A 21,862-nucleotide genomic window follows, 5' to 3' on the forward strand; every position below is an offset into this window, starting at 1 on the left:
GACTCATCGCCGGCGGATCAGAATTCGAAGGGATGGAGCGGCGTTTCGGCCCGCAGCCGTGGGAGCGGATGGCGGCGCAACGCCAGCTGCAGGCGTTCGTCGACGAGGGCCGCGAGGCGGTCGTCTTCGAACGGCACGAAGGATCGGACTCCGAGCTCGCTCACGATCGCGTCGGCTTCCCTCGGATAGCGGCTGACGAGGTTCGAGAGCGCGATCGAGTCCGCCATGCCGACGGCCCGACTCGAGAGGAGGCGCTCGAGCGCCAGGAGGTCTCGGGCGTACGATACCTCGGGCTCGTAGCGGCGCTGCTCGAGGGTGCGGCGCACGAAATCGGTGCGGGGGAAGGGACGGTCGTCCATGGGGTCCCACGGATGAGGCGGGGCGACGAGGTGCCAGCTCTAAAGCCTTTGCCGTAGATTATCACGTCGTTTGTCGAAAATCCCGGCAGGTGTCGATTTTAGGGGTCGGAGCAGTCCCGCGTGTACCCGCACCGGCGGCAGATGACCTTGCAGTGCCGCTCGAACGTCGGCCCGCCGCAGACGTCGCACGGGTCGGCGGCCGGGGCCTCGCCCATCTCCCGCATCGCGGAAGGGTTCGGGGCCGCGGGCATCTCGGGCGTCCACCGCCGCGTCAGTGCCTCGGGAGGGCGTGCCGGATCCGGGTCCACAGCTTCCGCCGTGCAGATCGGAAGCGCCTCTTGACCAACGCGCGGCCCAACGCAAGGGCGACCTTCGTGCGGGTCGTCACGACCTTCTTGCGTACGCGCGACAGCATGTTGCTTTTCGCCACGGGTACCACCTAGTTCCGGATGGGAATAAGGCTTTTGTGCTCCGGGTAGCGCGGGTCCGTCAAACTATAAGCCGCGTCGCTCCTTGCGGCCCGCGATGGCGGCGAAGCGGGGAGGCCGCCGGAAACCCTCCCGTGGACCCGGGATCCTCGAGCGCCTGTCGAAGGGCGTCGTCCTCGGCGACGGCGGATACCTCCTCGAGCTCGAGAAGCGCGGCTACGTCCAACCGGGCCCCTTCACGCCGGAGGTCGTCCTCGAGCATCCCTCCGCGGTCACGGAGTTGCACCGGGAGTTCCTCGACGCGGGCGCGGAGGTCCTCCAGTCCCTTGCGTTCTACGCGAGCAAGGAGAAACTCGCGACAACGGGTTACGCGGATCGCGTGGGCGACATCAATCGCGCCGCCGTGCGACTCGCCCGCGAGGCCGCGGGAGACGAGGCGCTCGTCGCTGCGAACCTCAGCCTCACGTGGATGTACGATCCGAAGGACGCGTCGTCGGCCGAGAAGGTGCGGCGCCTCTTCGACGAGCAACTCGAGGCTCAGCTCAAAGAAGCTCCCGATTTCGTCGTCGCGGAGACGTTCTCGTGGCTCGGAGAGGCGTTGGTCGCCGCGGAGCGCATCGAGAAGACGGGCCTGCCGTCGATGGTGACGATGTCGTTCGACAAGAATCCCATGTCGTACGATGGGCACACCCCCGCCGAGTGCGCCCGCGCGCTCCGGGACGCCGGCGCGGACGTCGTCGGGGTGAACTGCCTGCGGAATCCGATGCTCATGCTCCCGATCGCCCGGGAGATGCGGGACGCCGTCACGCGCTTCGTGGCGACCCAGCCGACGGCGTACCGCACGCCTCCGGGGATCCCGGACTTCACCGCGACGAAGGAGTTCCCGTACGAGACGGAGACGCTCGTCCTGTCGAGGCGGGCGATGGGGGCCTACGCCGCCGAGGCGAAGGGGATGGGGATCAACTACATCGGCTCGTGCTGCGGCTCCGTGCCGATCCACGTGCGGGAGATGGCCCGGGCCCTCGGGAAGACGGCGCCGGACCGGGCGTGGCGGGTGGACTACGGGAAACCGATGTCCGCCTACGAGTTCACCAAGCACGACGCGGCCTGATCGGAGCGAGACCGGGCGAGGTCCCGCAGAGGGATCTCAGGCATACCTCTACTTAGAGGTATGAAACGGGCCGGATCGTCGACCGATGACTGCGGCTCGGATCACCGCGTCAGCGGAACGGGTGTCCGCAGAAGAAGCAGAAGAGGTTCTCCGCGTTCACAATCGTCCCGCAGTTCGGGCAGCGCTTCTTCGTCGAGGCCGTGAACGCCGGCGGCGCGGGCGCGACCGGCGGGCTCGCCGGCCGCACGAACTCGACCGGCGGTGGCGGGCTCACCGCGCGAGGTTGAACGGGAGGGCCCGGGGGCGGCGCAGGCGGCGGCTGGGTCGGACGAGCGGCCTGGATGTAGTACCCGGGCGGATACATCGTGCGGGGCGGGTACCCCGCGCGGCGCGCCCGAGCGGCGCGTCGCTGCGGGATGAACGCGACGACCGCCGCCAGCGCGAGGATGAACAGCGCGAGGTAGAGGAGGTTCGACGCGAGGAACTGGTAGAGCACGAAGATGAAATCGGGGAGGCTCGAGGCGCTCACGACGCACGTCCCTCCCGGCCCCGAGCAGAGCGAGGTGTACGTCGTCCCGTTGACGGTCGCGACGACCTTGAAGTACAGCGCACCCGCGCCCGAGGGCATGGAGAGGCCGCCCGCCGTGTACGACCCCTGCGTCTGTCCCGACTGGGACGGCGTCGCGTTCCCGAGCGCGCCCGGGGCAGCCCCCCAGAGGACGTGCGTGTCCGACACGCTCAGCCCCGCCGGTCCGAGGATCCGCCACGTGATCCCGAAGATCGAGCTGCTCGACACGGACGTCGGGTACGACGTGAGGGAGATGAACGGCTGGCTCAGCGCGTTGATCGCGTTCCAGGCGTTCACGACGCCCCAGCCGTAGGCCGTGCAGCAGACGGCGCCGCTCGGCAGGACCGCCGTGCTGTTCAGGATGTTCCAGAGGTCGACGTTCGTCAGGTTCCGGTCGACCGAGAGGAGGAGCGCGGCGACGGCGCTCACGAACGGCGCCGAGAACGACGTCCCCCGAAGGTACTGGATGTTGTTGTTCCCGTCGAGCGTGAGGATGCGGTCGCCCGGCGCGGACAAGTCCAGCCCGGGGCCGTAGTTCGAGAAGGAGGCCCGCTGGCCCGTCTCATCGATCGCGGCGACGGAGACGACGTTCGGCAGCCGGGCGGGGTAGTCCAGCGCGGGGTCGCCGACGCCATCGGCGCCGCCGTTGCCCGCCGCGGCGACGATCAACGCTCCTTTCGACCACGCGTAGTTGATCGCGACCTCGATGTCGGTCGGCCCGCCGAACGTCTCGTTCGTTCCCAAGGAGAGGTTGATGATCCGGGCCCCGTGGTCCGCGGCCCAGCGGATCGCCTGGGACACGTTGAGGGAGGACCCTTGGCCGTTCGAGCCGAGGGCGCGCACCGCCATCAGGCTGATCTGGGCCGTGCCCGCGATCCATTGCGAGTTGTCCGTCACCGCGGCGACGACCCCCGAGACCCCCGTCCCGTGGTAGACGCCAGACGGGTCCGTTTCCGTCGGATTCGTATCGCCATCGACGAAGTCGTAGCCGTGCGTCCCATCCGACGGGTTCGACCACATGTTCGCCCGCAGGTCCGGGTGGGTCCAGACGGCGCCCGTGTCGACGACGGCCACGATGACGTTCCGAGAGCCGAGCGTCACGTCCCACGCCTGGGGCGCGCCGATCTGTCGGAGCCCCCACTGGTCGACGTAGAACGGATCGTTCGGCCGGAATTCGGAATGGACGAGGAAGCCGGAGATCACGGGCGGCGGCGGCGCGGCGCCCGCGACGGAGACGACTGGCACGAACGAGGCGAGGAGCGCGAGGGTCGCCGCGACCGCGACCATCCGCCGTGCGGTGGACGAGGGATAGCGAGGCGACAACGGGGGAGACCTCCGCCGGAAGAGGATTCCAAACGCGCATATGAGCCACGGCCCCGGATAAATCTACGCCCGTGATTGTCACGCGTTGACATCGGCGCCGAGCCTTCCGGGGACGGAGGCGTTGCGGACGTTGCGGTCCGCGGAGTTCGGCGCCGCGGCGACGCCTACAGATGCTTCGCGAGGTCCGCGAACTTCGCGCTCGCGTTGCCCTTGATCGGCTCGCCGTGGCCGAAGATCGCGGTGTCGAAGTGGAGCGTCGCGAGCTTCTTGATCGATTCGCGGTGCTGCTTCGGATCGACGTTGTACCGGTCGTCCATCGTCTTCAGCCCGGATTCGTTGTTCGCCGCGTCGCCCGCGACGAGGAGGGACCGGCTCTCATCGAGGAGCGAGATGCTCCCGCGCGTGTGGCCGGGCGTGAAGATGACCCGCAGCCCGTCGTGCATCTGGCCGTCCTCCAGGAGGACGTCGACGGGCGTGCCCGGATGGCGCTGGGGGCCCCCCGGCCCGCCGTACGTCTGCTTGCGGGAGATGAAGTCCGCCTCGACGCGATGCGCCGCGACCTTCGCGGGCGAGGCCTTCTTGATCGCCGCGAGCCCGCCGACGTGGTCCGGATGCGTGTGCGTCACGAAGATCGTCGACAGATCCGACGGCTTCACCTTCACCTTCGCGAGGTAGTCCATGACCTTTCCCGCATCCGCGTCCGCGGACGTGTCGATGAGCACGAGGCGGTCGTCGATGAGGAGGGTCGTCGTCGCGTAACTCTCGATCACGTGGGCGCCTTTCATGAGTTCCATGGTCTCACCTGCGGAGCGGACACCCGTTCGCGGACATATGCCTTTCGCGCAGATGCCTTCGATCGAATGCACGGCCGAGGCACCGCGAGTCCGCATGGAGGAGGCCGAGGTCGGCTTCGTCCGTCGGGGACGGGTCCGCGGACCCCTCTGTCAGGATGGGCCGAGAACGTCCCGCCGTCCCACGGCTCATGCTCCGGTCGCCGCGCGGATGTGGATCCAGGTATCGCCCTCGATGCTGAGATTGACCACACCCGCCCAATAGTGAATCCGATAGGACTGGTTCCCAGGGACCGGACCGTGAGCGAGGTCCGTCTGGTCCCAGTCAACGTGGGAGGTTCTCGTCTCTCCGGGTGCGAGGGTCGTCTGGACGATCACCTGGAGGCAATTGGTTTCGACCGGCGGGTCGACCCAGACGATCGTGCCGTTGGCGTCTTCGATGAACGTGCGGTCCCCGCAACTGTCGCCGTGCGTCACGGTCACGGGCACCGAGGCATTATTGTGGAGGACCGCCGTGATGTGCACGACCTCCCCGGGCGCATACTCGGTTTTGTCGGTGAAGACGTCGAAGGAAACGTCGTCCGAGGTGCCAGTCCTGGGCGGGATGGATGCGACGAGGGACGACAGGGCCAACGCGGCGATGGCCGCGACCGACACGGCGACCGCCGCGATGGTCACGGCGAGGATGACGATGAGACGTTCGTTTTTCAACCGGATCCCCCGTGGCTCGGCCGGATGGAGCCGACTTTTGCATGGCGCTCACGGCAAATAAATCCTTGGCGGATCGCGCGGTGGATCGAGCCCGCGAGCGTCGCGCTGCATGGCGGCGACCGCTCGGGTTCTTAAGGCCTCCCGCGTTCATGGGGCTGGATTTGGCATGGCTCTCGCAGATGTGCTTCTCCAGGTGGAATCGGGGACGAGCAAGGCGCTCGAAACCCTGAAGGAATACGTCCGGTTTCCCACGATTTCGGCCCACAAGCGCGCCCAGCCCGAGACGGCCGCGTTCGTCCACCGCCTCCTCGCGGAGAACGGGTTCGAGGTCCGCGAATACCCGACCGACGGCGGCCCGAACGTGGTGTACGGTGAGATGGTCGTCGACGAGCGGAAGCCGACCCTGCTCATGTACCAGCACTACGACGTCCAGCCGGTCGACCCTCTTGACGAGTGGAAGCGGGACCCGTTCGACGCGGTCATCGAGGACGACAAGTTCTGGGGCCGCGGCTGCGCCGACACGAAAGGAAACCTGATGATCCAGATCCTCGCGGTCCAGGCGTGGCGGGCGGTCGAGGGCCGGCCGCCGATCAACCTGAAGTTCGTCGTCGAGGGGGAGGAGGAAGTCGGCAGCCCGCACTTCGCTTCGTTCGTGCACGCGAACAAGGAGCTCCTCCGGGCGGACGGGGCGACGATCGAGGGCGGCGACCATCTGCACGAAGGCACGCCGAAGATCGAGCTCGGGTGCAAGGGCATCCTGTACGTCGAGATGAAGAGCCGCACCGCGAAGGTGGACCAGCACTCTTCGTACGCGGCGATCGCGCCGAACCCGGCGTGGCGGCTGATCCAGGCGCTCACGACGCTCCGGGATCCGAACGGCCGCATCAAGGTGCCCGGATGGTACGAGGACGCGCGCCGCCCGACCGCCCGCGAACTGCGCTACCTGAAGGCGAGCCGCTTCCAGGCGCAGGCGCTGAAGGAGTTCTGGGGCGTCTCGGGGTTCGTGGGGGATGGCAGCGACTTCGACCTGCTCCGGCGCCTCATCTACTCGCCGACGTGCACGATTTGCGGGTTCGTGAGCGGGTACATCGAGGAAGGGACGAAGACGGTGAACCCGGCCGTCGCGAAGGCGAAGATCGACTTCCGACTCGTGCCGAACATGAAGCAGGAGCGGCAGCTCGCGAAGCTGCGAGACCACCTGAAGGCGAGGGGCTTCGAGGACATCGAGCTCTCGCCGGCGAAGGAGGCGCTCGAGGCCGCGGCGATCCCCATGAACGCGCGGGTCGTGAAGGCGGCCATCAAGGGCTCCGTCGACGCCTATGGGCGGGAGCCGGAAGTTTGGCCATGGTCGCCGGGCGCCTCCGCCCACGGGTTCTTCAACGAGGTCGTCGGCGTGCCGTCGATCTCCGGCCCCGGCGTCTCGTACGACGGCTCGAACTACCACGCGCCGAACGAGCACTTCCGCATCCCCGACTTCATCGGCGGCGCGAAGCACATGGCCGCGATGATGGGTCGGTTCTGAGGCGTCCGCCACGGTCCCCGTGGGCCCGGGATCCCGTCCGGCACGGCGAGCCTCCGATCGGTTCGTACCTCTAAGTGGAGGTACGACCGCGGGAGAATCGGGCGCAATTCGGGTGAGACTTGTCGCACATCTTGCGCAAGCCGGTTCTACCGCCGATCCCGTGGCCCGCCGATGGGCGATTCCGCCCAAGGTGAACAACATGCAAGGGAAGACAGGAATGGTGGCCGTCCTCGTCATGGCCGTCCTCGGTGGTGCGTTCCTCGCGGGCGTCGCGTCCGCGGCGGCGCCCGAGAGAGCGGCGGGACGGATCTATGGGGACGACGTATTGTGGGCGACGTTCGTGCCGACGACGCTGCAGCCGGGTCCCGAGCAGAGTTTCAACGTGCTCTATTCGCTCGGCCCCGGCCTCATCTCCGTCACGAACTCGTTGCCGGGCGACTCCGATTACCGGGGCGGCCGGTGGCAGGTGTACTCGGTGACCTTCGTGGACATGGCTCCGATGCAGTTCACGAACGACGCGGACGTCCTTGCGGCCGCGGCCGGCGGTCACGTGACGATCTCCAACACCCCGGTGTCGTACGTGCTCTGCCCGCTCTTCACGCTCTAGGCGTGACGCGGGCCTCTCTCCTTTTTTGCGGGACCGTATTTATTCGGCGGCGTCGTTCTCCGCCCGAGGTCCGTGAGCGCGGCGCTCCGACAGCTCCTCTGGTATCTGATCGCCGGCACCCGCGGCGGGTTCAACCGGGCACGGATCATCGAGGCGCTCCACGAGCGGCCGTACAACGCGAACCAGCTCGCGGAGGCGCTCGCCCTCGACTATCGCACGATCCGGCATCACCTCGACCTCCTTCAGGAGAACGGGCTCATCACCCGGCCGGTCGGGGACGCGTACGCGGCCCCCTACTTCCTGTCGCCCTACCTCGAAGGCAACTACGCGATCTTCGAGGCGATCCGCGAGAAGACGAAACCTCCGGGAGGGCGATTCGGGTGAGATTGTGGGATACGTCCATGTCCGGCGCGTGAATGGGGTGGGTCGATGGCGAGTTTCCTGATGTTGGGCAGCCTCGCCGTCAGCACGGCAAACGTCGTCCTCGCCGCAGTCCTGCTGGCCGTGTACCGCGGCGTGTACGCGCGGACGAAGGCCCCGTTCAGCCTCGCGCTCCTCCTCTTCGCGGCCGCGTTCTTCGCGCACAACCTCCTCATGGTCTACTCCCTCGGCACGATGATGGACGTCGTGCCGAGGGCGCTGGACCCGTACCTCCTCGGGATCGGGGCGCTCGAGGCGGTCGGCCTCGGCGCGATGCTGTGGACCGCGACCCGCTAGCGAGAACGCCCACGTCGGCCCGTCCCCGGGGCTTGCCCGGCCAACGCTTTTATTCGCCGAGCGCGCGTTGTCCATCGGGGTAGTGGGGCATGGCGGGAGAGGAACTCATCCTTGCGACGGTACTCGCGATCATCCTCGTTCTCGTGATCCTGCGATCGGCGGTCAAGGTCGTCCGGGAGTACGAGCGGCTCGTCGTGTTCCGTCTCGGACGGCTCCTCCCCCAGCCGAAAGGGCCCGGCCTGACGATGATCATCCCGATCTTCGACCGTCGGGTGCTGATCGACCTGCGCGTCGTGGCGTTCGATGTGCCACGGCAGCGCGTCGTCACGCGAGACAACGTCTCCGTCGAGGTCGACGCGGTCGTCTACTACCGCGTCTACGACCCGCTCAAGGCCGTCACGGAGGTGCAGAACTACGTCCAGGCGACGAACCTGCTCGCGCAGACGACCCTGCGGGACGTGCTCGGCCAAGTCGAGCTCGACGAGCTGCTCTCGAAGCGGGAGGAGCTGAGCAAGCGGATTCAGGTCCTGCTCGACATCGCCACGGAGCCGTGGGGGATCAAGGTCTCGGCCGTCACCCTGCGGGATGTCTCCCTGCCGGACACGATGGTGCGGGCGATCGCGAAGCAGGCGGAGGCGGAGCGGGAGCGGCGATCGCGCGTCATCATGGCGGAGGGCGAGTTCCAGGCGGCGGAGAAGATGCGGGAGGCCGCCATGCTGTACGGCTCCGCGCCGTCCGCGATGCGCCTGCGGGAACTGCAGACCCTCACGGAGATCGCGCGGGAGAAGAACATGATCGTCGTCACGAACACGACCGCGGCGGGGGACATCACGGGCGAGGTCGCCTCCTTGACAGCCGCCTTTGCGAAGAAAGGGGGAGAGAAGAAAGAGTGAAGGCCGCATCGACACGGCGGGCACGGATCGTCCTGCTGATCGCCCTTGCGCCGATCCTCTTGGTCGCCTTATCGCCCGCAGCGCGAGCCCAACGGCCGCAGATTCTCTTCGCCATAGTGGACGGCGCAATCGATCGCTCCACGGTCGACTACTTGCAAGAGGCGATCGATGAAGCCCGCGTCAGACAGTACGCCGCACTGATGATTCGGTTCGACACACCGGGCGGCGGGCTCGCGGAGACGGTCGCCATCGCGGAGATGTTCAACAACGCCCGGGACGTCCCGATCCTGGGCTGGGTCGGGCCGGCCGGTGCGCACGCATGGAGCGCGGGGACGATCCTCCTCGTATCCACGGATCTCGCTGCGATGGCGCCAGGCACGACAATCGGATCCGTTCAGCCCGTCGAAGTCGGACCCGGCGGCGTCGTTCCCGTGACGGACGAGAAGATCATCAACGCGGTCGTCGGCGCCATCGCCGAGGAGTTGTCTCTGAACGGGAGGAACGTAACCCTCGCCGACGCGTTCGTCCGTGACAACCTGAACCTGAACGCGACCCAGGCGCAGGCGGTCGGCGCGACCGAGCTGGTCGCCTCGAGCCCTTCCGAGTTCGCGGACTTGGCGAACGGCCGGACGACCGTGTACAAGGGCCTCTCCCTGGCGACGGCGAACGCGGAGATCGTGACGTTCAGTCCGTCGGCGCGGGTTCGCCTGCTCGAGATTCTCTCCGACCCGCTCGTCGCGTCCCTCCTCCTGATCCTGGGCATCTACCTCGTCATTTTCGGCGTCACCACGCCCGGCCATGGGGCGGAGATTGCCGGCATCATCATCCTCCTCCTCGCCCTCATCGGCCTCGGGTTCAGCGTCGATCCGATCGCCCTCCTGCTGTTCATCGTCGGCGTCGTCCTGATCATCATCGAGGTCAAGACGCCCGGCCATGGCGTGTTCGGCATCGGCGGCATCATCGCGATCATCTTGGCGGCCGCGTTCCTCGCGCCGCTTCGCCCGCCGCGGTTCGTCGTGTCGCCGGACTACCAGGTCGTCTTCCTCGCATCGCTCCTCACCCCGACAGGGTTCTTCGGCGGCTTCCTCCTCTTCGCGGTCTACAAGGTGCAGCAAGTCCGGCGTCAGAAGCCGCGCGTCGGTGAGATGATCGGCGAGGGCGCAACGGTCGTCGACGGACTGCGCGCCGGGGAGAAGGGGTACGTCCGGACGCGCGGCGAGCTCTGGCAAGCGCTGTCGGATCAAGACCAGCCGGCCGATGCCAAGGTCTACATCCACGGGATCGAGGGCATCACCTTGCACGTGGCCGCGAGCCCCCCGCCGCCTCCCGCTCCGGCGCCGATTCGACAGCGATTTGCCTCCCTGTTGCGGCGCAAAGCCGCGTAGCCCCAAACCTTAAGGCCCGACGGAGGTTCGCCCCGCGCGATGGACACGGACGTCAACCTGTGCAAGGTCGAGGACGTCCCCGACGGCGGCAAGAAGCACTTCGAGATCATGGGCTACGACATCCTCGTCGTCCGCCTGGGCGACCGTTTCTTCTGCGTCGATGCGGCGTGCACGTACAAGTGGGCGATGTTGACGGACGGCTTGGTCGATCCGGATGCGCTCACGATCCGCTGCAAAGACTGCAACGGGGCCTGGGACCTGTCGACGGGTCAGCCGAAGGACGCGCCCGCGAAGTTCCCGCTCACCGCGTATCGCGTCGAAGCGGTCGGCGACGATCTCATCGTGACGTTCACGTACTGAAGGCGCATCGCGTTCCGATTCTCGCGAGAAAGGCTTATGTGCGAGGCCCTCCTCGGGTCGTGCGTCCTCACCTTCCCGCGATGAACCGAGTCGGCCGCTCCGCGCCCCGGCGCGCGTTCTCCCCGAGCGATGAGGCGGTGATCGCATGGCCGACGACAAGGATCAACAGTTCACGCGCATGTGGAACGAGGAGAACAAGGCGAAGCGGCAGAAGTTCCGGAACCTGATGAAGGCGAAACTCGACGTACTGCACGTCGAGGTGACGGAAGAGAATGCACGGGCGTTTTGGAACGGCCGACTCGCCGTCCGACAGCCGGAACGGTTGTATCAGGTGCCCGAGCGGTCCGAAGACCGGCGGCCGCCCCGGAGGAGGTAGCCGCGGCAGCGGCCTCGGAGCCCTAGCTCGCCCGCAAGGGCATCGGGGAGAGCCCGTCCTGGAAGACGGCGCAAGCGACTCCAGGCTCTTGCGTCAGCGGGTAGGCCACGACGCAACAATGGTCAATTGACGTTGAATCCTTCCTTCTCCTAGGCGAAAAAGAGGATCCCGGCCCAACGGGCCGGGCATTAGAAAGTGGTGAACCTCAGAATCGGCGCCGACCGCGGTCCTTCCGGTCCCGGTCGCGTCCGCCACCGCCGCTTCGGCTGCCGCCGAAGGTGCCGAACTCGAACTGCCGGTCTCCGCCGCTGCCGCCGCGTCGCTCGCCGCCGTATCCGCCGCTGCGGTAGCGGGGCTCGCGCTCGTACTCGACCGCGCTGACGTCGAGGGCCGTGTTGACCTCCCCGATCGCCTGGTCCGACTTCGTCATCGTGCCGTACTTCCCGACGTTCAGCCGGATGTGTCCGCGCACGAGGGTCACGTAGCCGTTGTCGATCAGGAGCGTCTCGTCCTTCGACACCTGGCCGATCTGGTCGTTCCAGAGGGTCAGGAGCACCGTTGCGGTCTCGTCCCCGACCGTCGCTTCGACGAGCTTTCGTGCCTCGCCGAATTTCGACGTAATCTCTCTCTCTTCGCTCAACCCGACGACCTTGACCAAGACGTTTACCTGCTTGGTCGTGGGGGTCAGGTCCTTGACTTTCGTCATTGTTTTGTCCATGTTCTCACGTTCTGCCGACACAAGGCGCCAGAGTCGCAAATGGCCGGGAAAAACCGTAACCAGGCGAATTCAGACGATGTGGGCCGAACCGCTCTAGGGGTCGCTCCTATAAAAACGTTCGGGAGTCAAGGTCACCCGGCCGCCCACGCGCGATCCGGAACGATCCGCGTCGCAAGCACGGCCGCCCGCTCCGGGCGGGCCGCGGTCTCTAATAGCCGGGACCGCGCTTTCCGGACGGGCGAGGGCGTGCTCACCGGGAAGAAGGTCGTCCTCCGAGCGATCGAACGCGAGGACCTGAAGTTCCTCCACAAGTGGCAGAACGACGAAGACATCATGCGTCTGGCGAGATCGTTTCCCGATCACACCACCTCCCTCGTCGCCCTGGAAGCGAAATACGAGAAGATCCTGAAGGGGGAGGAGGCTCACGGGCGGGACTACATGATCGACGAACGGGAGAGCGGGAAGCCGATCGGCTGGGCCGGGCTCACCCTCCACGACTGGCAGCACAAGGGCGTCACCCACGCGGCGGACCTCGGCCTCGCGGTCGGGGAGAAGGACCGATGGCGAAAGGGATTCGGGACGGAGGTCGTGCAACTCCTGCTCCGCGAAGCGTTCGCTCAGCTGAACCTTCACAAAGTGGTCTGGTGGACGTTCGCCGAGAATGCGGCCAGCCTCGCGCTCGCGCGGAAGATGGGCTTCAAGGAAGAGTGCCGAGTCCGCGATTCCGTCTTCTTCGATGATCGATTCCACGACAGCATCGGGCTGGGTCTCCTCCGCAACGAATACGAGGCTGGCGCGGTCGCGTTAGGGAGCCCGAACCGGTCGGCTTGATCGCGCTTCCGCCGGAGGAAGCGAGGGACTGCATCAAGTATTTAGCGAAACCGCGGCATCCTCGGATGCCTTGCTCACGGACGCGTTCGGCCGCGAGGTCACCGACATCCGCGTGAGCGTCACGAAGCGCTGCAACTTCGGGTGTATCTACTGTCACGACGAGGGCCTCGGGCCGATCCTGAAGCCCCGCATGCCGCACGAGGACGAGATGTCGGTCGCGGAGATCGAGCGACTCCTGCGGATCGCCCGCGAGTTCGACATACGCAGCGTGAAGTTCACGGGCGGCGAGCCGCTCGTCCGTCTCGACATGGAGGACATCGTGGACCGTGCGGTCCGGCAGATTCCGGACGTCTCGATGACGACGAACGGGTCGATGCTCGCGAAGCGTGCCGAAGCCCTTCGGGCCGCGGGACTCAAGCGTGTGAACATCTCGATCGACTCGCTCGATCCGGCGGCGTTCCGAGACATTCGGAAGGGGGAGCTCGCGCCTGTCCTCCGGGGAATCCAGGAAGCGCTCCGTGTTGGGCTGAAGCCGGTCAAGCTCAACATGGTCGTCTTCAAGCAGACGCTCCCGCACATCCCGCGGATGATTGAGTACATCTCCGATGGGGATGGACTGAAGCTCCAGCTGATCCAGTTCATGCCGGAACTCGTCGGCCAGCAGGAGTGGATGGTCGATATCGACGCGCTCAAGAAGTGGCTCGAGGGCCGCGCGGACAAGATCCTGGTGCGGGAGATGCACCACCGTCGGATTTACATCTTCAACGGAGCCGAGGTCGAGGTCGTCGACCCGGTGTACAACGCGGAGTTCTGTATGAACTGCCATCGCATCCGCATGACGCATGCCGGCGAACTGAAGGGCTGCCTGAACCGCAACGACGACCTGATTCCGACCCGGGGCCTCGACAACGACGGCCTGCGCAACGCGTTCCGGCGGGTTGTGGCGAACCGCGTACCGTACTACGGCGCGTACGTGAAGGAGTACCCGCGGCGAGATCCAAAGGCCGCCGTGCCGAGTGAATTTCCGACGCTCACGGCTTCCTGAGCCCTGGTCCGAATCCTCAAATAGCCCTGCGAGATGCGTCGCGCGCGTGAAGGTTTTCAAGGGCCTTGACGTCATCGCGGCCGAGTACAAAGCGACGGACCAGGTTCCGGCGGAGGCCCGCGCATTCAGCGGATGGGACCAGTTCGCCTTATGGTTCGCCGCGGCCTCGCTCCCAGCCGCTTGGCTGTACGGCGGCTACATGACCGGGGCGTACGGCCTCCCGGGTGCGTTCGTCCTCATCTTCCTCGTGTCGACAATCACGTTCATTCCATGGGCGCTCATCGGCTACATCGCCGCGGACAAAGGCGCGTCCTCGGTGTCCCTTCTTCGGCCGGCGTTCGGCTTGCGCGGGAGCAAGCTCCCCTCTGTGTTCTATCTCTTCTTTGGCTACGGATGGGCGGCGGTGAATGTTTTCATCGCCGCGATCTCCATGTCGTTCGTGTTCAGCCTAGCCCTTGGCTGGCCGGATGCGTTCCAATCCGTTCCCGGTTCGCCGATCAACTACTACCTCGTGCCGTCGATCCTTCTCATCTGCTTTTTGCAGGGGTTCTTCGCAACCGCCGGCCATCGGGCAATCCGATATCTGAATTGGGCCTCGACGGTCGCCCTCGTCGTCCTCGGCGTCTACGCATCGTACATCGTCCTGAAGGATTTCGACTTCGGGCAGCTCTGGGCGTGGCGGCCCGCGAACCCGCTCTCCTTCACCTTCTCGGCCGGGGCACTCGGGACCGGGTTCACCTACACCCTGACGTTCCCTCTGCTGCTGGATCTCCTCATTGCGTACAACTGGACCTGGGAGTTCATTGGTGATTTCAGCCGTTTCGCCCGATCGAAGCGAGCCGGGACCTGGGGGCCGTTCGCGGGCGCCTCCCTCGCCCAGTATTGGTTCTTCTCCATCGGCGCGCTGATGACGGTCGCGTTCCTCGCCAGCGGCCCCGCCGGCTCCGTTAATTTCGCAGCGATCTCAGACCCGAGCTTCAAGGCGACGCAGCTTGGGTTCGGCCTCGGGGCGTACCTGATCATTCTCTTCGCGACGATTTCCACGAACGCGGGGAACATTTACGCGTCCGCGCTCGGAATCAGTAACATCGCGACCCGGTGGAAAGCCTCGATGCGGAGACTCCTCCTCCTGTCCGCGGTGATCGTCGTCCCGCTGGCGCTCCTCCCGCTGCTCGAGACGAACTTCGTCTTCACGTACATCTTCTTCCTCGATTTTCTCGGGGCGATTGTCGTGCCGCTGTGGACCCTGACGCTCGTGGACTACTTCCTCGTGAAGGGGCGCCGCTACCATGACGACCTGTTTGCGCAGGAAGGGGGCCACTACTGGTACCGCGGCGGGTGGAACTGGCCCGCGGTCGTCACGCTCTTGGGCGGGACCGCGGTCTATTGGACTGTCGCGTTCGGTTTCCCGGCCCTCCGGGAGACGATTTCCGCAGCCTTGCCGACGATTCTCTTCGTCATCGTTGTGTACTCCCTCTGGGGTCGATCGGCGTGGGAGAGGAACCTGCGCGCTCTCCGGGAAAAGCGCCTCATCGAGACGACGGGCTGATTCCAGGTCGAGCGGTGGAAAGCCTATATTCCGTCCTTCCTATCCCTTTCCCTCGAGAGCCGTCCAAGTACGTCGACCGAGTCCCGATCCCATGGCCAGACACTCGACGAAGAATCTCCGCGGGCCGAAAATCGTCGCGGTCCCGCCGGGGCCGAAATCCAAGGCCGCCCTGGCACGGAAAGAGAAGTTCGTCACGAACGCCGTGAAGGTCGCCCTCCCGGTCGATATCACGGTGGCGGAAGGCCCGTTCGTCCAAGACGCGGACGGGAACGTTTACGTCGACCTCGGCGGCGGAATCGGGGTCCAGACTGCCGGCCATCGTCCGCCTTCGGTCATGCGGGCCGCGAAAGACGAACTGGACCGGCTGACGCACATCTCGTTCATGGTCGCGACGTACGGACCGTACACAGACCTCGCGGAGCGTATGGCGGAGATCTGCCCACCGGGCCTCACGAAGTCGATTTTCTTGAACTCTGGATCCGAGGCGATCGAGAACGCGGTGAAGATCGCGCGCGCCGCGACGAAGAGGGCGTGGCTGCTCTCCTTCAAGACCGCGTTCCACGGTCGCACCCTCCTCGACATCAGTCTCAGCGGAAAGGAAAAGCCATACCGCGAAGGCTTCGGCCCGCTCGTCCGGGAAGTGATCCTCGCGGATTACGCATACCCGTACCGGGACCCTCAGGGTCTTCCTCCCGCCGAGTGCGCGAAGGCGCGCGTCGAGGAGATCGAGCGGCTCATCACCCAACCGGAGGTCGCGGGCCGCGTCGCCGCGATCCTCGCGGAGCCGGTCCAAGGGGAGGGAGGGATGATCGTCCCTCCGAAGGAATTCTTCCCGCTGCTCCGCCGGCTCTGTGACGCGCACGGGATCGTCCTCGTCGATGACGAAGTCCAGGCGGGCATGGGCCGGACCGGGAGGATGTGGGCGATCGAGAACTGGGACACGGTGCCCGACGTGCTGGTCAGCGGCAAAGCGGTCGGGGGCGGCCTGCCCTTCGGCGGCGTCACCGGAAAGCCGGAGTTCATGGACCGGCCGGGACCGGGGAGCCTCGGCGGGACGTTCGGCGGCAATCCGGTCGTCTGCGCCGCAGCGCTCAAGTCGATCGACGTGATCCGGAAAGCGCTGCCGAGGACGAAGAAGCTCGAATCGCTCATTCGCAAGCGCCTGAACGAAATCTACGAGGGCCACGACCGGGTAGGCGAGGTCCGTGGAATCGGCGCGATGTGGGCCCTCGAGTTCGTGAGGGACCGCCGGACGAAGGAGGCGGACGCGGACCTGGCGCGCGCCGTCCAGCTGGCGGGGCTCCGCAACGGCGTCATGCTGCTCACCGCGGGATTCTTCAACAACTGCATCCGCCTGCTACCGCCGATCAACATCCCTCTCCCGCTCATGGCGAAGGCGCTCGACTTGCTCGAAGACAGCCTCGATCTGGCGCTCGCGGGGAAAGCGTCCTGAGGCGGGGAGAGCAGGGTCTTCATCACCCGCCGGCTCCGGGCCGGCCGGTCCTCGACCGGTGGCCAATCCGTTTTCAAGTCGCACTAGGTTCTTACTAGAAACGTGGTACTAAAACGAAACCATATATACCCACGGACGCACATATACTATTGCGGAAACCGAAATCCATGGCCGAGGAAGAGGACCACGAGGGTCCCTGCGAGGGGCCCGGCTGCGCGGCGATCACCGCATTCGAGGTGATCGGCTCCGAGCTCAAGCTGACGGTCCTCCACGGCCTCCTCTCCGGCCCGAAGCGCTTCAACGAGTTGCGGGTGGCGACCGGCATGTGCCAGAGTTCCCTCGCGAAGACGCTGAAAGAGCTCGAGGACGCGGGGATCGCGGAGCGGAAGGTCCACCAAAACCGGCCGGTCGCGGTCGTGTATCGCCTCTCGCCGATGGGCCAGGGCCTGTACGAGATGATCCGAGACCTGGAGCGGTGGGCGGCCCGGTGGGTCATGGATGGACGGTCCCGCGAGGTGACGCAATGAGTCAGTTCACAGAGACGCACGAGAAAGACTTGACGTTCAAGAGAGAGCTCGAGCCCGAGGCGGGGCCCGATACCGCGCGCTGCCCGAACTGCGGCAGCTACGCCCTCTACGTCGACCCGGTCCGCGGGGAGCGCGTCTGCGACAACTGCGGGTTCGTCGTCGACGAGGGCCTCGTGGACTTGGGCCCCGACTGGACGACGTTCGAGGGCGACGACCGGATCCGGGCAGGCCCGCCTCCGTCCGTCATGGCGCCGGACAAGGGGCTCGGTTCTATGGTGGGCAACGGCTTACGGGACGCGAAGGGGAACCCGATCGACGCCCGCAGCGTGGCCGCGTTGAATCGGCTCCGGCGGGTCAGCCGCTGGACGCGGTACGACCGCACGGAGCGGGCCCTGGCGCCGGGCCTCGCGCAGCTCTCGAGCCTGTCCGCCCGCATGGGCTTGGCGCCCGCGTTCCGGGAGCGGGCGGCGATCCTGCTCCGGCGGACGATCGAGGCGGGGCTGTCGCGCGGCCGCTCGATGGACGCGATCGTCGCCGCCGTCGTCTATCTGGCGTCGAAGCAGCTCGGCGCGCCCCGCGGCCTGCACGAGCTGGCGCAGGAGACGGGCGTGACGATCCACCGTATCTCGCTGACGGCGAAGGTGGTCGGCCGGGAGCTCGGCGTGTTCAGCCGGCCGTCGCGCGCGGACGACTTCGTCCCCCGGTTCGCGTCCCAGCTCGGCCTGGACGGGTCCGTGGGCGAGCGGGCGTTGGCGCTCATCGCCCAGGCGGGCGACTCGAAGATCCTCGAGGCGAACTCCCCCGTGGGCATCGCGGCCGGCGCGCTCTACCTGGCGTCGGAGGAGCTCGGCGTGCCGCTGACGCAGGCTCAGATCGCCCGCCTGACGGGCGTGAGCGAGGTCACCATCCGAAAACACTATCGTCTGCTGAAGGATTTCCTGTCCGAGAAGGAGAACCCATTGGAGGCGGCTTGATCGCGGGGATCTGCCCGACCTGCGGGTTGCCCAAGGAGATCTGCGTCTGCGAGGACCTGGGCCGCGAGACGACCCAGTTGTCCGTCGAGATGGATACGCGCCGCTACGGGAAGGCCGTGACCGTCGTGCGAGGCTTGGAGTCGAAACCGGACGAGGCGGAGAAGCTCGCCCGGGAGCTCAAGAAAGGCCTCGCGACCGGCGGATCCGGCAAAGGCGGTGTGATCGTGCTCCAGGGCGACCATCGCAAGGACGTCGTGCAGTTGCTCCAGTCGAAAGGCTACAACGTCCGCTGACGGCGCCCCTTATCTAGGACGGCTCCGTTTCGCGGCGCTGCAGGTGGTCCGCTGAAGGCCGTCGTCGTAACTCGCTACGGCGGTCCGGACGTCTTGGAGCTCGACCGGGCCCATCCGGATCCCGTCCCGGGGCCGGACCAGGTGATCGTCCGCGTGCACGCGGCCGCATTGAACCATCTCGACCTGGCGGTCCGGCAGGGGATCCCGACGCTCAAGCTGACGCTCCCGCACATCCTCGGTGCCGACGCGGCCGGCGACATCGCCGAGGTCGGATCGGACATCACGGACGTCGAGGCCGGAGACCGGGTCGTCGTGAACCCGGGGATCTCGTGCGGCCGGTGCGAGTACTGCCTGAAAGGCGAAGACTCCGAGTGCGTCGACTACAAGATCCTCGGAGAACATCTGCCGGGGGCGTACGCGGAGAAGGTCGCCGTCCCCGCCCGAAACGTCCTCAAGATCCCGACGGACATGGACTTCGCGTCCGCGGCGGCCGCGCCGCTCGCCTTCATGACCGCGTGGCGTATGTTGATCACGCGCGCGAAGGTGCGTCCGGGCGAGGACGTCCTGATCTTGGGCGCCGGGTCCGGCGTCTCGACCGCCGCGATACAGATCGCGAAGCTGGCGGGGTGCACGGTCTTCACGACCAGTTCGGGCGACGAAAAACTCGAGAAGGCGAAGGCGCTCGGTGCGGACGTCCTGGTGAATTACAAGGCGATGCCGTGGTCCAAGGCGATCTGGGAGCTCACGGGCAAGCGCGGGGTCGACGTGATCGTGGACCACGTCGGCGAGGCGACGTTCAAGGACTCCGTCCGAACGCTCCGCAAGGGGGGCCGCGTCGTCGTGCCGGGCGCGACGACCGGACCGATGCTCGAGCTCGACGCGCGGTACCTGTTCTGGCGCCAGCTCTCGATCCTCGGGTCGACGATGGCGAACCAGCGGGAATTTGAGGAGGTCATGAAGCTCGTCTTCATGGGGCGGCTCAAGCCCGTCGTGGACCGCGTCTTCCCGTTGGATCAAGCCCGCCAGGCCCACGAGTACCTCGAGCGGGGCGAGCAGTTCGGGAAGGTCGTCCTCTCGATCGACTAGGGATTGCGGCCGTCACTCGGCCGCGACTATCTCGGCCTCGCGGGTGCTGGTTGCCAACGCCCGCCGCCGGCTCGTCCAGGCCCGGATGCGCTGGACAAAGCCACGCCGCCGTGGTTTCCGTCGAGGGAGCAAGAGGCCGCCTCCCCGCTCCAAAAGGACGACGCTCGCACGGTCCGCAGGCCGGTACTCCCACCGGAGGTAGTCCGCCAGGCCGCGATCCCGCACCCGCTCGCTCAATGCCCTCTCCCGCACGAACATCGGATACATGGTTCCGAACATGCCCGGCAGAACGACGCGCGAGGCGAGAGAGATTGACCCGCCTTTGACGGCCGTCTATCGAAGGCTCGTTGGGATAGCCCACCCCGAAACGAGACTCAGGCTTTCGGCTTTCGCCTCGGTGCGGTATCGATCCTCGATCGAATCGTCCGGATCAGTTCCGACGATTCGGGGAACCGCATGGCCTTGTCGAGGGAGAAGACGAGCGTCCCGTCTACCTCGACGTCGTAGACCCCATGGGCGCCCGGGACGAGGCGGAGGTCCGAGAGCTCCTCGCCGAATTCCTTCAGGATGGCGTCCGCGTCCTGGATCGCTTTGCCTTGATAGCGGCAGGGGACGCAGTAGCGAATAAGGACCTCGGGCAACCGGTCCATGGACGTCGCGGTCGAATAAAAAGCTGCGCCGCCTCACGCACGGTCCGTGTCGTCGTGACCGTGCACGTCGAAGGCGGCGAAGCCGCGGAAGGAGTTCAGGAAGTACCGCAGTCGCAACCCGAGCGAGCGTCTCGGGCGTCTCTTCGTCGCCGGCCGTGGGGCGAGCGCCGCGGAGACGATCCATCCGACTTCCGACGAGCCGTATTCCATGCGGCCGTACTGCCGGAGGGTGAAGTTGCGGTTGCTGTCCGTCCAGATGCGTGTGTCGTTCGGTCCAATCAGGTACATGTCTTGCACCTCGGTTGGGAGAATGACGCCCGCGACGAACTTGCTTGACCCGCCTCCGGCGGCCGTCGAATGACGGCACCACCTATATGGCCCGCCGGCGGCATGGCGGAGCCATGAGCCTCTGGGAGATCTCGTTCCGGACGCAGTACGACTATCCGTTCATGAAGATCTCGAGCCGCCATCCCGGCCTGCCAATCTCGATGTGGTGCATCTGGAACCGGGAGCTCGTCCAAGTCCCGACGCGGAATGAAACCGTGCTCAAGGACATCGAGAAGGAGATCCGGAAGGCGGGCCACTGCATCGAGAGCTGGGCCGAGTCGGGCGAATCCCGGCTCTTCATGCTGCGGTGCACGTGCGGGAACCTGGACAGCCCATGGAACGTGTGGGAGGCCCACGAGGCCGTCGACGCGCCCCCGGCGATCTTCCAGGACGGTTGGGGTCACTTCCGCGTGATCTCGTTCGACGAGACGCGGACGCGGGACCTGTTCCGGGACTTCAACAAGCGCGGGCCGACCGAGCTCATCCGGAAGCGGGAATTGCCGCTGACCGTCCTGCCGACGTCGATGTGGGTGAACAGCCTCTTCGCCGACATGACCCAGAAGCAGATGGACGCCCTGCTCAAGGCGCACCGCTACGGATACTACAGCTCGCCGCGTGAGGTCACCACGGAGAACATCTCCCGGAGCCTCGGGGTGAGCCGCTCGACGTACGAAGAGCATCTGCGGAAGGCGGAGAACCGGGTCATGGGCAACCTGATCCCGTACCTCCAGCTCTTCGCGGCCGGCGAGAAGAAGGCGGAGAAGATGCCGCTCGCGGAGACCCCGGTCGCGCCGACCGCGGACGCGTGAGCTCAGGGACTCGGCGGGGCCGGCGGCTTCGGAGGCGCCGCGGGAGGCGGACCGGCAGGCGAGGCGACCGCGGGCGCCGGCGTCACGGGTTTCTCCGGTGGCGGTAGCGGCGCCGTGTGCGTCTGACCGATGACCTTCCCGCGGACGACCGCTCCCTTATCGACGTAGAGCCGGCCACCTTCGTTCACAACATCGCCCTGGACCATGCCGAAGATCTCGAGGTCGCCCCCTGCGGCCTTCGCGGCCTTCGTCACGAGCCCGTGCAGGACGGCCTTCCCCGAGCGCTCCGCGAGCAGATTGCCCGACACCATCCCGGTGACGTCGCAGAGGCTGTTGTCGCGGACGAACAGGTCGCCGCGGACCAGGCCGGTCATCGTCGTCGACCGCGGGCCGATCACGACGACGGAGCCCTCGAACCGCTCGTCGAGCACGCCGCCGCGGAAGATGCG

General features: G+C 66.6%; 29 protein-coding genes. 18 read left to right on the plus strand and 11 right to left on the minus strand.

The features are described from left to right. Positions 1 to 17: 17 nt before the first annotated feature. The 3 genes from VF992_10905 to VF992_10915 form a co-directional block, all read right to left on the minus strand. Positions 18 to 359 carry a hypothetical protein gene (locus VF992_10905; GenBank protein HEX9341659.1) on the minus strand — a complete coding sequence of 114 codons (342 nt, stop codon included), beginning with the start codon at positions 357 to 359 and terminating at the stop codon, positions 18 to 20. A 98-nt stretch (positions 360 to 457) separates the two neighbouring features. Beyond that, the gene (locus VF992_10910; protein HEX9341660.1) at positions 458 to 610 is read right to left on the minus strand and encodes a hypothetical protein; all 153 of its coding nucleotides are present in this window, start codon (positions 608 to 610) and stop codon (positions 458 to 460) included. 20 nt (positions 611 to 630) lie between these two features. Beyond that, entirely contained in the window at positions 631 to 789 is a 159-nt protein-coding gene (locus tag VF992_10915; GenBank protein HEX9341661.1) for a hypothetical protein, read from the minus strand. Positions 790 to 884: 95 nt separating this feature from the next. On the opposite strand from VF992_10915, the gene VF992_10920 reads away from it, so the two are divergent. Continuing rightward, a complete protein-coding gene (locus tag VF992_10920; GenBank protein ID HEX9341662.1) occupies positions 885 to 1,898 on the plus strand; it encodes a homocysteine S-methyltransferase family protein in 1,014 nt (337 codons plus the stop codon). 109 nt (positions 1,899 to 2,007) lie between these two features. On the opposite strand, the gene VF992_10925 is transcribed toward VF992_10920, so the two are convergent. The 3 genes from VF992_10925 to VF992_10935 form a co-directional block, all read right to left on the minus strand. Further along, positions 2,008 to 3,789 (minus strand): S8 family serine peptidase, encoded by a 1,782-nt coding sequence (locus tag VF992_10925; protein HEX9341663.1) that lies wholly within the window; start codon positions 3,787 to 3,789, stop codon positions 2,008 to 2,010. Positions 3,790 to 3,953: 164 nt separating this feature from the next. Further along, entirely contained in the window at positions 3,954 to 4,583 is a 630-nt protein-coding gene (locus VF992_10930) for an MBL fold metallo-hydrolase (GenBank protein HEX9341664.1), read from the minus strand. 186 nt (positions 4,584 to 4,769) lie between these two features. After that, positions 4,770 to 5,291 carry a BsuPI-related putative proteinase inhibitor gene (locus tag VF992_10935; protein HEX9341665.1) on the minus strand — a complete coding sequence of 174 codons (522 nt, stop codon included), beginning with the start codon at positions 5,289 to 5,291 and terminating at the stop codon, positions 4,770 to 4,772. Between the two features lie 166 nt (positions 5,292 to 5,457). On the opposite strand from VF992_10935, the gene VF992_10940 reads away from it, so the two are divergent. The 8 genes from VF992_10940 to VF992_10975 all read left to right on the plus strand — a co-directional run bounded on the left by VF992_10940 (position 5,458) and on the right by VF992_10975 (position 11,151). Then, on the plus strand, positions 5,458 to 6,813 hold the full coding sequence (locus VF992_10940; GenBank protein ID HEX9341666.1) for a M20/M25/M40 family metallo-hydrolase: 1,356 nt from the start codon (positions 5,458 to 5,460) through the stop codon (positions 6,811 to 6,813). A 160-nt stretch (positions 6,814 to 6,973) separates the two neighbouring features. Continuing rightward, positions 6,974 to 7,420, plus strand: a complete 447-nt coding sequence (locus tag VF992_10945) for a hypothetical protein (GenBank protein HEX9341667.1) — start codon at positions 6,974 to 6,976, stop codon at positions 7,418 to 7,420. A 72-nt stretch (positions 7,421 to 7,492) separates the two neighbouring features. Then, positions 7,493 to 7,804: a winged helix-turn-helix domain-containing protein gene (locus VF992_10950; GenBank protein HEX9341668.1), complete on the plus strand. Its 312-nt coding sequence runs from the start codon at positions 7,493 to 7,495 to the stop codon at positions 7,802 to 7,804. Between the two features lie 45 nt (positions 7,805 to 7,849). After that, complete coding sequence (locus tag VF992_10955) at positions 7,850 to 8,137, plus strand: hypothetical protein (protein ID HEX9341669.1); 288 nt, start codon at positions 7,850 to 7,852, stop codon at positions 8,135 to 8,137. Between the two features lie 89 nt (positions 8,138 to 8,226). Further along, positions 8,227 to 9,030: a slipin family protein gene (locus tag VF992_10960; GenBank protein HEX9341670.1), complete on the plus strand. Its 804-nt coding sequence runs from the start codon at positions 8,227 to 8,229 to the stop codon at positions 9,028 to 9,030. Further along, positions 9,027 to 10,415, plus strand: a complete 1,389-nt coding sequence (locus tag VF992_10965; protein ID HEX9341671.1) for a nodulation protein NfeD — start codon at positions 9,027 to 9,029, stop codon at positions 10,413 to 10,415. Before VF992_10960 ends, VF992_10965 begins: the two co-directional genes overlap by 4 nt. Before the next feature lie 39 nt (positions 10,416 to 10,454). After that, a complete protein-coding gene (locus VF992_10970; GenBank protein ID HEX9341672.1) occupies positions 10,455 to 10,775 on the plus strand; it encodes a Rieske 2Fe-2S domain-containing protein in 321 nt (106 codons plus the stop codon). A gap of 145 nt (positions 10,776 to 10,920) precedes the next feature. Further along, complete coding sequence (locus VF992_10975; GenBank protein HEX9341673.1) at positions 10,921 to 11,151, plus strand: hypothetical protein; 231 nt, start codon at positions 10,921 to 10,923, stop codon at positions 11,149 to 11,151. 205 nt (positions 11,152 to 11,356) lie between these two features. Here the strand turns inward: VF992_10975 and VF992_10980 are convergent, their stop codons facing one another. Continuing rightward, positions 11,357 to 11,869 (minus strand): single-stranded DNA-binding protein, encoded by a 513-nt coding sequence (locus VF992_10980; GenBank protein HEX9341674.1) that lies wholly within the window; start codon positions 11,867 to 11,869, stop codon positions 11,357 to 11,359. 246 nt (positions 11,870 to 12,115) lie between these two features. Here VF992_10980 and VF992_10985 point away from each other — a divergent pair, with 246 nt between their 5' ends. The 8 genes from VF992_10985 to VF992_11020 all read left to right on the plus strand — a co-directional run bounded on the left by VF992_10985 (position 12,116) and on the right by VF992_11020 (position 19,627). After that, a complete protein-coding gene (locus VF992_10985) occupies positions 12,116 to 12,700 on the plus strand; it encodes a GNAT family protein (protein HEX9341675.1) in 585 nt (194 codons plus the stop codon). A gap of 70 nt (positions 12,701 to 12,770) precedes the next feature. Then, positions 12,771 to 13,745 (plus strand): GTP 3',8-cyclase MoaA, encoded by a 975-nt coding sequence (gene moaA, locus VF992_10990; GenBank protein ID HEX9341676.1) that lies wholly within the window; start codon positions 12,771 to 12,773, stop codon positions 13,743 to 13,745. Between the two features lie 46 nt (positions 13,746 to 13,791). Then, the gene (locus VF992_10995) at positions 13,792 to 15,294 is read left to right on the plus strand and encodes a cytosine permease (protein ID HEX9341677.1); all 1,503 of its coding nucleotides are present in this window, start codon (positions 13,792 to 13,794) and stop codon (positions 15,292 to 15,294) included. 91 nt (positions 15,295 to 15,385) lie between these two features. After that, positions 15,386 to 16,747, plus strand: coding sequence for an aspartate aminotransferase family protein (locus VF992_11000; protein HEX9341678.1), 1,362 nt, complete (start codon positions 15,386 to 15,388; stop codon positions 16,745 to 16,747). A 167-nt stretch (positions 16,748 to 16,914) separates the two neighbouring features. Beyond that, complete coding sequence (locus VF992_11005; GenBank protein HEX9341679.1) at positions 16,915 to 17,274, plus strand: helix-turn-helix domain-containing protein; 360 nt, start codon at positions 16,915 to 16,917, stop codon at positions 17,272 to 17,274. After that, positions 17,271 to 18,248 carry a TFIIB-type zinc ribbon-containing protein gene (locus VF992_11010; GenBank protein ID HEX9341680.1) on the plus strand — a complete coding sequence of 326 codons (978 nt, stop codon included), beginning with the start codon at positions 17,271 to 17,273 and terminating at the stop codon, positions 18,246 to 18,248. Before VF992_11005 ends, VF992_11010 begins: the two co-directional genes overlap by 4 nt. After that, positions 18,245 to 18,541 (plus strand): stress response translation initiation inhibitor YciH, encoded by a 297-nt coding sequence (gene yciH / locus VF992_11015; protein ID HEX9341681.1) that lies wholly within the window; start codon positions 18,245 to 18,247, stop codon positions 18,539 to 18,541. The genes VF992_11010 and yciH overlap by 4 nt, the downstream gene beginning before the upstream one ends. Before the next feature lie 51 nt (positions 18,542 to 18,592). Then, positions 18,593 to 19,627, plus strand: a complete 1,035-nt coding sequence (locus tag VF992_11020) for a zinc-binding dehydrogenase (protein ID HEX9341682.1) — start codon at positions 18,593 to 18,595, stop codon at positions 19,625 to 19,627. 12 nt (positions 19,628 to 19,639) lie between these two features. On the opposite strand, the gene VF992_11025 is transcribed toward VF992_11020, so the two are convergent. From VF992_11025 to VF992_11035, 3 genes are all read right to left on the minus strand, one after another. Next, positions 19,640 to 19,906, minus strand: a complete 267-nt coding sequence (locus VF992_11025) for a hypothetical protein (protein ID HEX9341683.1) — start codon at positions 19,904 to 19,906, stop codon at positions 19,640 to 19,642. A gap of 95 nt (positions 19,907 to 20,001) precedes the next feature. Continuing rightward, positions 20,002 to 20,268, minus strand: coding sequence for an Rdx family protein (locus VF992_11030; GenBank protein HEX9341684.1), 267 nt, complete (start codon positions 20,266 to 20,268; stop codon positions 20,002 to 20,004). Positions 20,269 to 20,310: 42 nt separating this feature from the next. Continuing rightward, positions 20,311 to 20,574, minus strand: coding sequence for a hypothetical protein (locus VF992_11035; GenBank protein ID HEX9341685.1), 264 nt, complete (start codon positions 20,572 to 20,574; stop codon positions 20,311 to 20,313). Between the two features lie 104 nt (positions 20,575 to 20,678). Between VF992_11035 and VF992_11040 the strand changes: the two genes are divergently transcribed. Next, a complete protein-coding gene (locus VF992_11040; protein HEX9341686.1) occupies positions 20,679 to 21,413 on the plus strand; it encodes a helix-turn-helix domain-containing protein in 735 nt (244 codons plus the stop codon). A 2-nt stretch (positions 21,414 to 21,415) separates the two neighbouring features. On the opposite strand, the gene VF992_11045 is transcribed toward VF992_11040, so the two are convergent. After that, a partial coding sequence (locus tag VF992_11045; GenBank protein HEX9341687.1) for a hypothetical protein occupies positions 21,416 to 21,862 on the minus strand: 447 nt, incomplete at its 5' end.

Source organism: Thermoplasmata archaeon (genome assembly GCA_036395115.1).
Lineage (GTDB): Archaea > Thermoplasmatota > Thermoplasmata > RBG-16-68-12 > RBG-16-68-12 > RBG-16-68-12.

Excerpts from the sequence above, each read along its gene's own strand:
- VF992_11010 (HEX9341680.1), top strand. The coding sequence starts at position 17,271 with ATGAGTCAGTTCACAGAGACGCACGAGAAAGACTTGACGTTCAAGAGA.
- VF992_10930 (HEX9341664.1), bottom strand. The coding sequence starts at position 4,583 with ATGGAACTCATGAAAGGCGCCCACGTGATCGAGAGTTACGCGACGACG.
- VF992_10920 (HEX9341662.1), top strand. The coding sequence starts at position 885 with ATGGCGGCGAAGCGGGGAGGCCGCCGGAAACCCTCCCGTGGACCCGGG.
- VF992_11025 (HEX9341683.1), bottom strand. The coding sequence starts at position 19,906 with ATGTTCGGAACCATGTATCCGATGTTCGTGCGGGAGAGGGCATTGAGC.
- VF992_11000 (HEX9341678.1), top strand. The coding sequence starts at position 15,386 with ATGGCCAGACACTCGACGAAGAATCTCCGCGGGCCGAAAATCGTCGCG.
- VF992_11005 (HEX9341679.1), top strand. The coding sequence starts at position 16,915 with ATGGCCGAGGAAGAGGACCACGAGGGTCCCTGCGAGGGGCCCGGCTGC.
- VF992_10940 (HEX9341666.1), top strand. The coding sequence starts at position 5,458 with ATGGCTCTCGCAGATGTGCTTCTCCAGGTGGAATCGGGGACGAGCAAG.
- VF992_10955 (HEX9341669.1), top strand. The coding sequence starts at position 7,850 with ATGGCGAGTTTCCTGATGTTGGGCAGCCTCGCCGTCAGCACGGCAAAC.
- VF992_10980 (HEX9341674.1), bottom strand. The coding sequence starts at position 11,869 with ATGGACAAAACAATGACGAAAGTCAAGGACCTGACCCCCACGACCAAG.
- VF992_10960 (HEX9341670.1), top strand. The coding sequence starts at position 8,227 with ATGGCGGGAGAGGAACTCATCCTTGCGACGGTACTCGCGATCATCCTC.
- VF992_10905 (HEX9341659.1), bottom strand. The coding sequence starts at position 359 with ATGGACGACCGTCCCTTCCCCCGCACCGATTTCGTGCGCCGCACCCTC.
- VF992_10970 (HEX9341672.1), top strand. The coding sequence starts at position 10,455 with ATGGACACGGACGTCAACCTGTGCAAGGTCGAGGACGTCCCCGACGGC.
- VF992_10910 (HEX9341660.1), bottom strand. The coding sequence starts at position 610 with ATGCCCGCGGCCCCGAACCCTTCCGCGATGCGGGAGATGGGCGAGGCC.
- VF992_11040 (HEX9341686.1), top strand. The coding sequence starts at position 20,679 with ATGAGCCTCTGGGAGATCTCGTTCCGGACGCAGTACGACTATCCGTTC.
- VF992_10975 (HEX9341673.1), top strand. The coding sequence starts at position 10,921 with ATGGCCGACGACAAGGATCAACAGTTCACGCGCATGTGGAACGAGGAG.